11 protein-coding genes are annotated in these 13,714 nt (G+C 61.5%); 9 read left to right on the top strand and 2 right to left on the bottom strand.

Annotation, left to right across the window (positions count from 1 at the left end; all coding sequences use genetic code 11):
• Nucleotides 1-98: 98 nt before the first annotated feature.
• Nucleotides 99-335, bottom strand: a complete 237-nt coding sequence (locus tag NFR19_RS05430) for a hypothetical protein (protein WP_251212773.1) — start codon at nt 333-335, stop codon at nt 99-101.
• A 164-nt stretch (nt 336-499) separates the two neighbouring features.
• Between NFR19_RS05430 and ligA the strand changes: the two genes are divergently transcribed.
• The 9 genes from ligA (at nt 500) to NFR19_RS05385 (ending at nt 12,103) form a co-directional block, all read left to right on the top strand.
• Nucleotides 500-2,635 (top strand): NAD-dependent DNA ligase LigA, encoded by a 2,136-nt coding sequence (ligA, locus tag NFR19_RS05425; protein ID WP_251212772.1) that lies wholly within the window; start codon nt 500-502, stop codon nt 2,633-2,635.
• Nucleotides 2,636-2,809: 174 nt separating this feature from the next.
• Nucleotides 2,810-4,357, top strand: coding sequence for an LCP family protein (locus tag NFR19_RS05420; protein WP_251212771.1), 1,548 nt, complete (start codon nt 2,810-2,812; stop codon nt 4,355-4,357).
• Nucleotides 4,358-4,515: 158 nt separating this feature from the next.
• Complete coding sequence (gene modA / locus NFR19_RS05415) at nt 4,516-5,406, top strand: molybdate ABC transporter substrate-binding protein (RefSeq protein WP_251212770.1); 891 nt, start codon at nt 4,516-4,518, stop codon at nt 5,404-5,406.
• 85 nt (nt 5,407-5,491) lie between these two features.
• A complete protein-coding gene (modB, locus tag NFR19_RS05410; RefSeq protein WP_251212769.1) occupies nt 5,492-6,916 on the top strand; it encodes a molybdate ABC transporter permease subunit in 1,425 nt (474 codons plus the stop codon).
• Entirely contained in the window at nt 6,906-8,018 is a 1,113-nt protein-coding gene (locus NFR19_RS05405; RefSeq protein ID WP_251212768.1) for a sulfate/molybdate ABC transporter ATP-binding protein, read from the top strand. The genes modB and NFR19_RS05405 overlap by 11 nt, the downstream gene beginning before the upstream one ends.
• A 27-nt stretch (nt 8,019-8,045) precedes the next feature.
• Nucleotides 8,046-9,050, top strand: coding sequence for a GTP 3',8-cyclase MoaA (gene moaA / locus NFR19_RS05400; RefSeq protein ID WP_251212767.1), 1,005 nt, complete (start codon nt 8,046-8,048; stop codon nt 9,048-9,050).
• Entirely contained in the window at nt 9,051-9,554 is a 504-nt protein-coding gene (moaC, locus tag NFR19_RS05395) for a cyclic pyranopterin monophosphate synthase MoaC (RefSeq protein WP_251212766.1), read from the top strand.
• 54 nt (nt 9,555-9,608) lie between these two features.
• Nucleotides 9,609-11,060, top strand: coding sequence for a pyruvate kinase (gene pyk, locus NFR19_RS05390; RefSeq protein ID WP_251212765.1), 1,452 nt, complete (start codon nt 9,609-9,611; stop codon nt 11,058-11,060).
• Between the two features lie 242 nt (nt 11,061-11,302).
• Complete coding sequence (locus tag NFR19_RS05385) at nt 11,303-12,103, top strand: YebC/PmpR family DNA-binding transcriptional regulator (protein WP_251212764.1); 801 nt, start codon at nt 11,303-11,305, stop codon at nt 12,101-12,103.
• A 309-nt stretch (nt 12,104-12,412) separates the two neighbouring features.
• Here the strand turns inward: NFR19_RS05385 and NFR19_RS05380 are convergent, their stop codons facing one another.
• Nucleotides 12,413-13,681 carry an aspartate aminotransferase type Ic gene (locus tag NFR19_RS05380; RefSeq protein ID WP_251212763.1) on the bottom strand — a complete coding sequence of 423 codons (1,269 nt, stop codon included), beginning with the start codon at nt 13,679-13,681 and terminating at the stop codon, nt 12,413-12,415.
• Nucleotides 13,682-13,714: the final 33 nt, after the last annotated feature.

Genomic DNA, 13,714 nt, shown 5'->3' with positions numbered 1-13,714 from the left:
GAATGCTCTGGCATGCCCGAGCGCGCATGAGCAACAAGATTGTGCGCAAAAAAAAACGGCCTCCCGCGGGAGGCCGTTAAAGATTCTGCTCGTACCGTTTACAGGTTGGAAGCGCCGCTGGAAGCAGCCAGCTTCTCGACCGTGCTGACGAACGTGTTGTACAGGTCAGGGGAGATCAGCACAGTGGAAACCTGGCCGTCGGTGATCATGACCTTTACCTTCTGATCCTTCACGACGTCGATCAGCTGCTGCTCGGACATGCTGTTGATCTCGTCCTTCGTGACCATCCAGTCGTTCAGGCTCTGCAAGCGCGGCAGATTCAGGCCTTCATTCATGAAAGTGCTCCTTTTCAACTTAGTTAACCTTAAACCGGCTTGTAACCCTAGCCAGCAAACTAAAATGATTATATACGTTTTGCTGCTGAATAAAAGATGTTCTGCGGAAAAACGGATACTGATACCATTTAGACATGCTTACATCACAAAGGATGGACCAGGATATGCAACACCAGGACAAGCTCTTCGCGAGCGCCGAGGATGCCGCCTGCCGCATTGAGGCGCTCCGACGCGAGATAGAGCACCACAGCTACCAGTATTACGCATTGGATGCGCCTGAAATATCGGATGCGGCCTTCGATTCGCTGATGCGCGAATTGCGCGAGATGGAAGCGGCGCACCCCGAGCTGATCGTGCCCACCAGCCCTACCCAACGTGTTGGCGGATACGTGGGGGAGCAGTTCGCATCCGTTGCGCACGAGCAGCGCATGTATTCGCTGGATAATGCGATGAATCTTGACGAGCTCGACGAATGGATCGCGGGCGTTCATAAGGCGCTCGGGCACTTCCCCGAGCTTTGTTTGGAGCTCAAGATCGACGGCTCGTCCATTGCCTTGACCTACGAGCAGGGCAACCTCGTGCGGGCGGCCACGCGCGGTGATGGCGTCACCGGCGAAGATGTGACGCTCAACATGCGCACGGTAGCAGACGTGCCGTTGCGCTTGCGCGAGCACGCTTTCGAGGGGCTGGTCGAGCCGGGTGCCGCCCTTGAGCTGCGCGGCGAGGTGTACATGCCCAAGAAGAGCTTCGACGCGTTGAATGCGGCAGCCGAGCGCGCAGGCAAGCAGCAGTTCGCCAATCCGCGCAATGCCGCCGCTGGCAGCGTTCGGCAGAAAGACCCCATGGTAACCGCCAGTCGCAATCTGTCCACGTTCATGTATGCCATCGCCGATCAGCGTGCGCTCAAGGTGCGCAGTCAGTGGGAGCTGTTGGAGTGGCTGCGGCGCGCGGGGCTGCATGTGAATCCGGATGTGACGCGGGCGAAAACGCTGGAAGAGGTGCATGAGTTCTGCACGAAGCAGATCGAGCGGCGCCAAGATCTGCCCTACGAGATCGACGGTGTGGTGGTGAAGGTGAACTCGTTCACCGAGCAGACGGTGCTCGGCTTCACCTCGCGGGCGCCGAAGTGGGCCATCGCGTTCAAGTTCCCGCCCGAGGAAAAGACCACGGTGATGCATGATATCACGGTACAGGTGGGTCGTACGGGCGTTCTGACGCCGGTGGCCGAGCTTGAACCGGTGGTGGTGGCGGGAAGCACAGTCAGTCGCGCCACGCTGCATAACGCCGAAGAGGTGCACCGCAAGGACGTGCGCATCGGCGACACGGTCATCGTGCGCAAAGCGGGGGACGTGATCCCGGAAGTGCTGGGGCCGGTGCTCTCGCTGCGACCCGAGAACGCGCTGGTGTGGCAGCCGCCTACGGTGTGCCCCAGCTGCGGCAGCCCTGTTGTGACCGATCCGGAAGAGGTGGCTCTGCGTTGCGTGTCCATTGATTGCCCTGCGCAGGCGTTCGAGCGTTTGCGGCACTGGGCCAGCCGTCAGGCTATGGACATTGAAGGTATGGGCAACGAGATCATTCGGCGCTTGGTGGAGCTTGGCCGCCTCAACGATGTGGCTGATTATTATTCGCTGACCGAAGACGAACTGGCGCATCTTGCCACGAACCGTTCAGACGGCGAGGGCGAACCCGTGAAGCTGGGGCATACGGTGGCGGCGAAGCTGGTGGCGGCGCTCGAGGCGTCGAAAGGGCGCTCGTTCGCGCGCGTGCTGAACGGGCTTGGCATGCGCCATGTGGGCAAGAACACGGCGGTGGCGCTCGCGCGCGCGTATCCTTCCATGGAGGCCATCATGGACGCCAGCGAAGAGCAGCTCGCCCGCGTAGAGGGGGTGGGGGATGTGGTGGCGCACAGCATCGCCACATTCTTGCGCACGCCCGATAACGTGTCGGTGATCGAGCGCTTGCAACGTGCGGGGGTGAACATGGCGGCCACGCAGGAAGATCTAGGCGATGGCCTGCCGCAAACGCTTTCAGGGCTGACCTTCGTGTTGACCGGGACGCTGGTGGAATCGGGTATGAGCCGCGATCAGGCCGCGGAACGTCTGAGCGCGCTGGGAGCAAAGGTCACCAACAGCGTGTCGAAGAAAACGAGCTACGTGATAGCGGGCGAGGCGGCCGGATCGAAATACGACAAGGCGGTGAAGCTGGGCGTTCCCGTGTTGGATGAGGCGCAGTTGCTCGAGTTGCTCGAGACCGGCCAGCCCCCGGTCACAGAACCAGCAACGCAGGCAGATCCGCAGTAGAGTTGGAGCAAGGAGCGCAAGCGCAGCAGAGCACGCGCATCGCGGCAGCCGCGATCGGAGTGCGCACTCAAAGCGGTCACGGCAGAGCGGGTACGATCGGCGTGCGCAGCGAAACATTATGTTTATTTCACCAAGGATTGGTCATTTCGCCGCATCCATGGCACAATACCCTCCATGGCTTATAAGAAAGGCAATCCACGGCATGCCAAAGCGGCGGCCGCAGAACCTGAGAAGGCTGTACAGTCGGGCAACCCCCGGCGTGCCTCCAAGGAGCGGCGTCGTGCGTCGGCTCGGGCGGAAGCGCCGGTAAGTTCTGCGGAGTCTGCGCCCGATACTGAAGATGCCCAGACCACGGCTGATCGTTTCAGTGCGCGGACGCGTCGTGAGGCATTGGCGTTTGCGGAATTGCGCAAGAAGCGTAAACGCAAGCGCATCCTGCTCGGTGTGCTCAGCGGCGTGTTGGTGCTCGCGTTGGGCGCAGGGGCATTCGCGTTCGCCTTCATTTCCAATATCGACCGGAATCTGCGTTCGGGGGTTGACGACAACCTGCTCGCGCTCCTTGCTACCACCGATACGCCCGAGGATCCGTTCTATGCGCTGTTGCTGGGCATTGATGGCTCGCTCGAGCGCGAAGAGACCATGGGCGCGAATTTCCGCAGCGACTCCATGATCTTGGCTCGCATCGACCCGCGCAGTAACCAGGTAGCGCTCGTTTCCATTCCGCGCGACCTTCAAATGGATGATCTGGACGGTCATGGGCAGCAGAAGATCAATGCAGCGCACGCCTTCGGTGGCCCTGCGCTCACGGTGAAAACGGTCTCTGAGCTGGCGGGTGTTCCTATCTCGCACTATGCCGAGATCAACTTCGACGGTTTTCAGTCTGCGGTAGACGCGCTGGGCGGCGTTGAGGTTGACGTTCCCATTCAGATCGACGACCCTGAGGCGGGCGGCCATTTGGATGCGGGCACGCAGACGCTCTCGGGCAGTCAGGCGCTCATCTTGTGCCGCAGCCGCCATTCGTATGACGATTACGGCTCGGGCGACGATTACCGTGCCGCCAATCAGCGCATGGTCATCTCGGCTATCGCGCAAAAGCTGCTGGCCTCTGATCCGGTAACGCTGTCCAACACCATATCTGCCATGTCCGAGTATGTGCTCACCGATATGAGCGTGGCGGAGATCGTCGCCATCGCGCAGAGCATGGCTGGCATGACCGCCGACGATATCTATTCAGCGAAGGCTCCTTCCACCTCAGAATACACCGACGGCATCTGGTGGGATATTCTGGACGAGAAGGAATGGAAGGCTATGATGAAGCGCGTGGACGCAGGCCAGCCTCCGGTTGAAGAGGAAGTGATCGACCCGTTGACGGGCACCATCATGTCCACCGCGGGGCAGGGCGCCTACAGCAATTCGCTCAATAGCGTTCATGCGGCCAACCGCAGCGCATCCATCGGTTTGCGCAACGGCAATGGCTCTGACGGCATCTGCGCTGCTGCTGAGGATATCCTGGAAGAGATGGGGTATTCGAAGATCAACGCGCGCAACGCGGACAACTTCGATTACGACAAGACGGTCATCGTGTACAAGACCACCAGCGACAAGGCCGATGCGGAACTGATCGCGCAGGCGCTTGGCGTGGGCGAGGTCATGCCCGATCGCGATGTGTATCTGTTCGACGAGGATGTGCTGATCGTGCTGGGGTCTGACTACCACGGGTAGTTCCTATTATTTCCGTTTGCGGATAATCAATTGACTTTCCACGCCGCGAACGATAGCATCCATATCTATCACAGACGAGAATAATCCCACATGCGGACAATCTCGTGCGGAACCGCGCGGAAAAGGGCTGCGTTGTTCCATCGACCATCGGAGGGGATATGAAGAGCATGAAGAAGTTCCTTGCCGCCGCCGTTTCGTGCGCGCTGGTATCCGCTATCGGGCTGACCGGCTGCACCGGCTCGGGCACCTCGAGCAGCTCATCTGAGGGCTCAGCTAGCAGCGCGGCGCCGCAAAGCGATATCCAGTTGCAGATCTTCGCCGCTAACTCGCTCGAGAAGGCGATGAACGAGGCGCAGGAGCTCTACACGCAGCAGACCGGCGTCACGTTCGCCGACACGCAATATGACGGATCGGGCACGCTCAATGAGAAGTTGAAGGGCGGCGCGTATGCGGACGTGCTCATCACCGCGTCGAAGAGCACGATGGATACTGCCATCGACGCGGGATACGTGGACGAATCAACCAACGAGACCATGTTCACGAACGATCTGGTCATCGTGACCCAGGAAGACGGCGCGCTCGCGAACATCGACATCACGCTCGAGGATATCGCCGCGGGCATCTATACGCTCTCGGTGGGTGATGAGAACGTGCCGGCCGGCAACTATGCCTGTCAGGCGCTTTCCACGGTGGGTGCCTACGTTGAGCCCGATGGCGCAACGGGCGCTGATGCTACCGGCAAGGGCGGCACGTTCTCCGAGACGCTTCAGCCTAAGGTGACGCTGGGCGACAAGGTGGGCAGCGTGTGCAAGTACGCCGAGAGCGGCGAGGTGGATATCGCTATGGTCTACAGCTCGGACGTGTATCGCTTCGGCGGCGTGTCCATCTGCTCGGTGGTGCCCAACGATACCCACAAGGCCATCACATACCCAGGTGCGATCTGTGCCGATTCCAACAATGCCGAGGCTGCACAGGCCTTCCTGACGTGGTGCATGACCGACGAGGATTGCGCCCAGATCTGGCAGAAGTGGGGCTTCGAGCTCGCGTAGTGCGTAGCGCTTGAAGTTCGGTCGGAAAGAACGTTCGCGTCGGGTGCGCAGGTGCGCGCCCGACTGCTGCATCGGGGGCTCGTAGATGCTCAATCGTGGAAAGATCGTGCGTGGTTTAGCGGCGGGGTTGTGCGCGTTGGTGCTGAGCGCGTGCGTGCTGCCCGCCGCTGCGTTCGCGCAGGAGGCCGCAGAGGCTCCGGTGGATATCTCTGCCGATGGGGATGCAGCGCGCATCGAAGGATGCGCCTTCGCCGTGCAAGGCTTCCAGCGAGTGCAGGTGGGAAGCAACCGCCCGATCGATGAGGTGTATCAAGGGTATGCCTATCTGCTCGATGGCGGCCAGGTAGTGGTGGTTGACACCGCATCGTACGCGGTTGTCTACGTGCCGCCCGAGGTGGCCGAGCGCTTTGGCATCAGCGAGGGCTCGGCCAGCTGGGACGACATGAAGCGGTATGCGTCTGCGCTGGATGCCGGGCAGGCAAGCGGTGCAGCGAAGCTTGCCGATCAAGAGGTGTGGTACCTGACCACGCAGCAAGAGTATCAGGTGGGCCAGGTGGTGTTCCGCTTCGATCAGGAATTGCGCGAAGGCCGCTTCTACACCTGCATCAGGGGGGCCGACGGCTCAGATGTGAAAGATGCCGTGCAGCCGCTGTGCGCCGATACGTTCCAGGTGGTGGCGGCTAAGGATGCGGTCATCGCCGCCGCGGCGCCCCCGCTCCAGCAACTGGCCGATTTTTTGGGCAGCATCGACTATTCGCCGCTCTGGGTGACGCTGAAAACGACCGGCGTTGCCATCGTGTTCATCTTCGTGCTAGGGCTGGCCGCAGCCTATTTCACTATGCGCATCCCCAAGCGCGCCCAAGACATCTTCGATACGATCTTCACCATTCCCATGGTGCTGCCGCCGACCGTGTGCGGCTTTATCCTGCTGTGGTGCTTAGGCCGCAATACGGCGGTGGGCCAATGGTTCATCGATATCGGGTTCCCGTTGATATTCAGCTGGCCAGCCACGGTGATCGCAGCCACGGTGGTGGCGTTCCCGTTGATGTATCGCAGTTGTCGCGGTGCGTTCGAGAACTTGGACGCAAACATGATGGATGCGGCGCGCACGCTGGGTTGGTCGAATGCTCGTATCTTCTTCCGGCTGATGATCCCCCTGTCGTGGGGCTCGATCGCGGCGGCTACCGTGCTGGCCTTTGCGCGGGCGCTGGGCGAATTCGGCGCCACGCTGTTCTTGGCGGGCAACTACGTAGGCGTGACGCGCACCATACCCATCGCCATCTACTTTGAGTGGATGGGAGGCAACACCGAGGTCGCGTGGTTCTGGACCGCGGTCATTCTGGTGTTCAGTTTCGTGGTGATCTTGCTGATCAATCTGCTGGGGCGGCGCACGACGAAGTATCGTCAGCGCAGCAACCAGGTGAAGCCCCCGCGCGGGCAGAGCGTGCGTGCGCAGGCGTCGGATACGGATGGTGGTATGGCCTCAGGAGAGGTGCAGCATGAGTCTTGAGGTGCGCATCAGAAAGCAGTTCGGCAGCTTCACGCTCGAGGTCGATCTGGAGGCGGCCAACGAGACGCTGGGCTTTCTCGGCGCCAGCGGGTGCGGCAAGTCGCTCACCATGCGCTGTATCGCTGGCATCGAAACGCCGGACGAGGGCCGCATTGTGGTCAATGGGCAAGTCTTCTTCGATTCGGCGCAGCATATCAATCTGAAACCGCAGCAGCGCAAGACAGCGCTCTTGTTCCAGAACTACATGCTGTTCCCGAATTTGACCGTGCAGCAAAACGTGGCAGCTGGCATTGGGCGAGAGGTGCCGAAAGATGAGCGCGCGCGCATCGTGGCGGCCGAGCTTGCCCGATTCAGTCTGAGCGGGTTCGAGCAGCGCTATCCGGCGCAGCTTTCGGGCGGTCAGCAGCAGCGCGTGGCGCTGGCGCGCATGCTGGCGGCGCGCCCTGGCATCCTCATGCTCGACGAGCCGTTCAGTGCGCTCGATGCGCACCTGAAGAGCTTGCTGGAGCAGAACCTGGTGAGCCTGTTCGACGCCTATGAAGGCACCATCTTGTACGTGAGCCACGATATTGACGAGGCTATCAGGTTCTGCGATCGCATCGCCGTGGTGGAAGCGGGGCATATCCTTGAGGTGGATACGCCCGATCAGCTGGTGAACCATCCGCAGTCAGAGGCGGCATTGAAGCTGTCGGGCTGCAAGAATGCGCCGCAGGCGTCGTTTGCGGGAAGCCATTGCGCGTGGGTGCCGAAGTGGGGTGTGCACGTGCAGACTGCCGAGCCGGTACCGCCCGAGGTATGCCACTTAGGGATACGAGCCGCCTACATCCAGCGTGCGGAGGGCCCGGGTGTGAACAACTATCGCGTGCGGGTTGACCGAGTGAGCGATGCGCGCTTCGATCGGTCGGTGCTTCTGGGCTTTTTGGACCGCGAAGAGGGCAGCACAACGGCGGTGAGCCGCGAAGATGACGAGATGAAGTACCTGCATCAGCACCTGTTCTGGCGCGTCAGCAAGACGGATGCGGCACCGGGCACCTTGCCCGAGGTGGGCGACGAGCTGTGGGTGCACCTTCCCCCGGATAGGATATACTTGGTCACCAGATGAATGGGGCCCTGTCACATAAGGATCGCTTTGAAAGATAGCCACGGACGTACCATCGATTACCTGCGCATATCGCTGACGGATAGGTGCAACTTCCGCTGCATTTATTGCATGCCGGAAGAAGGCGTATGCCAACTGGGCCATCAGGAGATCCTCTCGCTGGAAGAGATAGAGCGGCTGGTGCGCGTGGCGGCCGATCTTGGCATCACGAGCGTGCGCTTGACCGGCGGCGAGCCGCTGGTGCGCAAGGGTGTGGAAAGCTTGGTGGAGGCGGTCACGCACACGCCGGGCATCCAGAACGTTTCCATGACCACCAATGGCGTGCTGCTGCCGCAGATGGCCGATGACCTGAAGGCCGCAGGGCTCAACCGGGTGAACATCTCTCTGGATACGCTGGACGCCGAGCAGTTCCGCCAGGTGACGCGCGTGGGACGCCTGGAAGATACGCTGGCGGGCATCGATGCGGCTCTTGAGACGGGGTTCAAGCCGGTGAAGGTGAATGCGGTCACCGTGCGCAGCCTCGATCAGGATTTTCTGGCGTTCGCGAAGCTGTCGGTGGATCGGCCTTTGCACGTGCGCTTCATCGAGTTCATGCCCGTGGGCGCTAGCGACAGCACGGGCGTGAACGGTGCGGGGTGGGGCAAGCAGGATGTGATCCCGAGCGACGAGCTGCTGGGCATCATCAACGAGCGCGCGCGCGAGGCGGGCATGCCCGCGTTGCGTCCGGCTGGCAACAAACCGGTGGGCTGGGGTCCGGCGCAATACTATGAGTTCCCGGGCGCGCAAGGTACGGTGGGCTTCATCTCGCCGCTGTCGCGCCATTTTTGCGCTGAATGCAACCGGTTGCGGGTAACGGCTGACGGCAAGATACGCCCGTGCCTGTTCTCGGACAATGAATTCGATGTTCGCGAAGCGCTGCGAGGCGGCACCGATGATGAGGTGCGCGCGGTGCTCTTGGAAGCGCTGGGTGCGAAGCCCGACGACCATCACGACAAGGTGGGCACCGAACGCGGCATGTCCGCCATAGGAGGCTAAATGGCAGAGCAGTTGACCCATATTGACGAACAGGGCGATGTGCGCATGGTGGATGTGTCTGCCAAGCCGGACACCGAGCGCGTGGCTGTGGCCGAGGGCTTCATCAGCATGCACCAAGAAACGCTCGATCTGATCACGACCGGCACGGCGGCTAAAGGCGACGTGCTTGCCTGCGCGCGTGTGGCAGGCGTCATGGCGGCCAAGCGCACGAGCGATCTGATTCCCATGTGCCACCCGCTCAACATCACGAAGGCGAAGGTCGAATGCGTGCCGGTGCAGGCGGGGCAGCGCGCGGACGGGCGCGTGGGCATCCAGGTGACCACCACCTGCGGCGTCACGGGCAAGACCGGCATCGAGATGGAGGCGCTGACCGCCGCAAGTATCGCGTGCCTTACGGTTTACGATATGTGCAAGGCTGTTGACCGTGGCATGGAGATAATGGATGTCAGGTTATTGCGTAAGGACGGCGGCAAGACGGGCCTTTGGCTGCGCGAGGAAGTCTAGGGGCACGCATATTCGCTCTGCCGCAGGTCTGCTGATCAAAGCGAGGTGGGCGCGGTGGAGAAGCGAACGAAGATAATCTGCACGCTGGGGCCAGCGGTCGATTCCGACGAGATGCTCGAAGAGCTCATACGCTGCGGCATGAACGTGGCTCGGCTCAATTTCAGTCATGGGAGCCACGCTGAGCATGCAGAGCGCATCGCGCGCGTGAAGCGTGTGCGCGAAAGACTGGGCGTGCCTACCGCCATCATGCTCGACACGAAAGGTCCCGAGATTCGCACAGGCACGCTTGCTGGGGGCGAGCCCGTTCAGTTACAGGCGGGTGCGCAGTTGGTGCTGGCGGCGCATGAGGTACCGGGAGACGCTGCGTGCGTGAGTCAGACGTTTCCCGAACTAGCGCGCTGCGTGTCGCCCGGCGAACATATCCTGCTCGATGATGGACTCATATCGCTGTGCGTGCGAGCGCTCGACGGCGATAGCATCATCTGCGAGGTCGAGAACGACGGCCTGTTGGGCCAGCGGAAATCGGTGAACGTACCCGGCGTGTCCATTCCTCTTCCTGCGGTGACCGAGAAGGACCGTCAAGACTTGCTGTTCGGCATACAGCATGAGGTTGATTATGTGGCTGCATCGTTCGTGCGCGATGGGGATGGCATTCGGGAGATTCGCGCGTTTCTGAAGGAGAACGGCGGCGAGGATATCCGCATCATTTCAAAAGTGGAGAACGCCGATGCGGTGCGCAACATCGCCGATATCGTGGCCGTGTCCGATGGCGTGATGGTCGCACGTGGCGATCTGGGCGTGGAGTTACCTGAGTACAAAGTGCCTTATATCCAGAAGAAGATCATCCGTCTGTGCAACATGGAGTCCAAGCCGGTCATCACGGCAACGCAGATGCTCGATTCCATGATCCGCAACCCGCGTCCCACGCGCGCCGAGGTGGCCGATGTCGCCAACGCTATCTATGACGGTACCGACTGCATCATGCTGTCGGGCGAGACGGCGGTGGGCCGCCATCCGGTGGAAGCGGTGCGCACCATGGTCGAGATCGCTCAAGAGACCGAACCGCGCGTGTTCGACGAGCATCCGCCCGAGCGCTTCCGCACGCACGTGCGCGTGTCGTTGGCAGTGGGGATCGCTGCGGTGGATACCGCCGAGAAGCTGGATGCTGCCTGCATCGTGGCACCCACTATGTCGGGCCGCACGGCGCGGCTCATCTCGAATCTGCGCCCTCGCATGCCCATCTATGCGGTCACGCCGTTTCCGCGCGTGATGCGTCAGATGCAGCTCTCGTGGGGCGTGATGCCCTTGCACGATGACGTGCGCGGCGATATGCGCCATGTTATCGATCAAGCGCGCAAGGCCGTGCAGCAGCATGAACTGGTGAAGCCGGGCGATCTGGCCGTGTTCACCGCGGGCGATCCCACGACGGGTCCGGTGGAGCCGACCGATTCGCACTACTTCGGCACCTCGCCCGCTAACGTGATGTATGTGGTGCAGTTCCGTTAAGTTCCGGCGGGCGTCGAGTCCGCCGGAACCGCTCGACGCTGCGGCGTTGCCCAGCACATCATCTTCACGTTTTTGCGCTTGCCCTCACAGCCCCAAGGCTGCTCGGCCGCGCAACACGCGAATCTGAAGCACTGGGAAACGCATCTAAGGTTTCTCGCTGACCTTTCCTCACCTGTATGCCGTTTCCAAAAGTGGTGTGTGCTACCATGTTCTGGCACTAAACCATATAGAAAGGCAGAGGTATGTCAGGGCATTCCAAATGGGCAACAACCAAGCATCGCAAAGCCGCGCAGGACGCCAAGCGCTCCGCGCTGTTCAGCAAACTGTCGCGCAACATCACCGTGGCGGCCAAGGAAGGCGGCGATCCCAACCCTGACAACAACGCTTCGCTGGCAGCAGCTATCGAGAAGGCCAAGGGCTATTCGCTGCCGAAGGATAAGATCAAGACCGCCATCGACAAGGCGTTCGGGTCGGGCAAGGATGCGGCGAACTACGAGACCGTGGTGTATGAGGGCTACGGCCCGGCCGGTATCGCGGTGTATTGCGAGGCGCTCACCGACAACCGCAACCGCACCGCCGCCGACGTGCGCTCCACGTTCAGCCATGCAGGTGGCAGCTTGGGCACCAGTGGCAGCGTGGCGTTCCAGTTCGAGCGCAAGGGCATGATCCAGGTGCCCAAGGAAGTGGAGACCGGCGACAAGAAGAACCCCACTGGCCCCAACGGCGCGGCAGCTGACGAGGAAGAGTTCATGCTGGCCGTGGCCGAGGCTGGCGGCGATGACTACGAGGATGCCGAGGACGAGTGGGTGGTCTATACCGGTGCATCCGATCTGATGGCGGTGAAGAAGGCGCTCGAAGAGCAAGGCGTGGAGACCAAGGGCGCCGAGCTCACCATGATCGCCACTAACCCCACCGAGGTCACGCTGACCGATGCCAAGAAGGTCATGCGTCTGGTGGACAAGCTCGAAGAGCTGGAAGACCTCCAGAACGTCTACCACACCGCCGACATCACCGACGAGATCGCCGAGCAACTGGACGATTAATCGTTCCGCTGGCGGACGGTCTGACGGTCGCCGAAGCTCCATGATGCCGTGAAGCCCTGGATGCATCCGCATCTGGGGCTTTTTCACGTATCCTCACAGCCCTGAGCGCCAGTAGATCTGGTTGCCCAAACGTTGCAACTGCTTAAAATGTTTCATGTGAAACATTTTGGGAGGCACGGTAAGGAAAACCGCAACCGGTTTTGAATTGTTTCACATGAAACATTTTTGAGCATCGAAGAGTTGATATGGGCAGTTGCCAAAACCATGCATGGTGAACCAGCGTAAGGAGAGAACCTGCGCTGATTCTCGTTATTCCGCTAGCGTCTCAAGGGCAGCCAGGCGCGCGCAGCACACGAAGATGTCCAGCGCCAGGTCAAGATCCTCAAGCGGCGGCATGGTGGGTGCGATGCGAATGTTGCGATCCTGCGGGTCGTCGGCGTAAGGCCAGGTAGCCCCTGCGCCGGTCAGCACCACGCCAGCCTCGCGCGCGAGCGCAACGGTGCGCTTGGCGGTTCCCGGCAGCCCGTCGAAGGAGACGAAGTACCCGCCGTGCGGGTCGGTCCACGTGGCGATGCCCAGCCCGTTCAAGCCCGCCTGCAGCTTCTCCTGCACCAGCTGGAACTTCGGGCGCAGGATGGTCGCATGGCGATTCATATGCTCAGCCAGCGCATCGGCGGTGGGCAAGAAGCGCGCGTGGCGCAGCTGGTTGAGCTTGTCGTGCCCGATCATCTGCGCACCGCATAGCCGCTTCGCCTCCGCCAGGTTTGCGGTGCTGCACGCCATGGCTGCCACACCAGCACCAGGGAAGGTGATCTTCGAGGTGCTCGCGAATTTCAAGTACCGGTCGGGCGTGCCCGCCTCTTGGCAGGCAATGCCGATATCGAGCACCTGGTCTTGGCGCTCTACCTCGGCGCACAGATGGTGCACGCAGTAAGCGTTGTCCCAGAAGATGCGGAAATCCGCAGCGGCGCAGGGCATCTTCGCCAGTCTGCGCACCACCTCGTCGGAATAGGTGATGCCGCTGGGGTTCGAGTACTTCGGCACGCACCAGATGCCCTTCACGCGCTCGTCGCTGGCGACCAGCCGCTCCACCTCATCCATATCGGGGCCGTCTGGCCCAAGCGTCACCGGCAGCATCTTGATGCCGAACTGCTCCAAGATGGCGAAATGCCGGTCGTAGCCCGGCACCGGGCAGATGAAGCTCACCTGATCGTAGCTTGCCCATGGGCGGCTGCCCAGGCACCCGTAGTCCAAGCACCGCGCGATGGCATCATGCATGGCGGTCAGGCTCGCATTGCCGAACACGAACACGTTGTCCGGCTCGTCATCGAGCAGGTGGGCCATCAGCTGCTTCGCTTCGGGAATGCCGTCGATCACGCCGTAGTTGCGACAATCGAGCCCCGCCGCATCGAAGCAATCCTCGGCGCTCTGCAGCAGGCTCAGCATCGGCGTTGACAGATCCAGCTGTTCGGCGCACGGCTTCCCGCGCGACATATCGAGCGCCAATCCGGCGGCCTTGAACTCGTCGAAGACCTGCCGCTGATGCGCCAGCTCCGCTTCCCGCTGCTGTGCTGTCATGTCCTCATACCGCATGAGCGTCCCTTCTCGTGG

This window comes from Adlercreutzia murintestinalis, from assembly GCF_943192905.1.
Lineage (GTDB): Bacteria > Actinomycetota > Coriobacteriia > Coriobacteriales > Eggerthellaceae > Adlercreutzia_A > Adlercreutzia_A murintestinalis.
The sequence above is the reverse complement of the archived record's forward strand: the minus strand, read 5'-3'. Positions and strand labels throughout refer to the sequence as shown.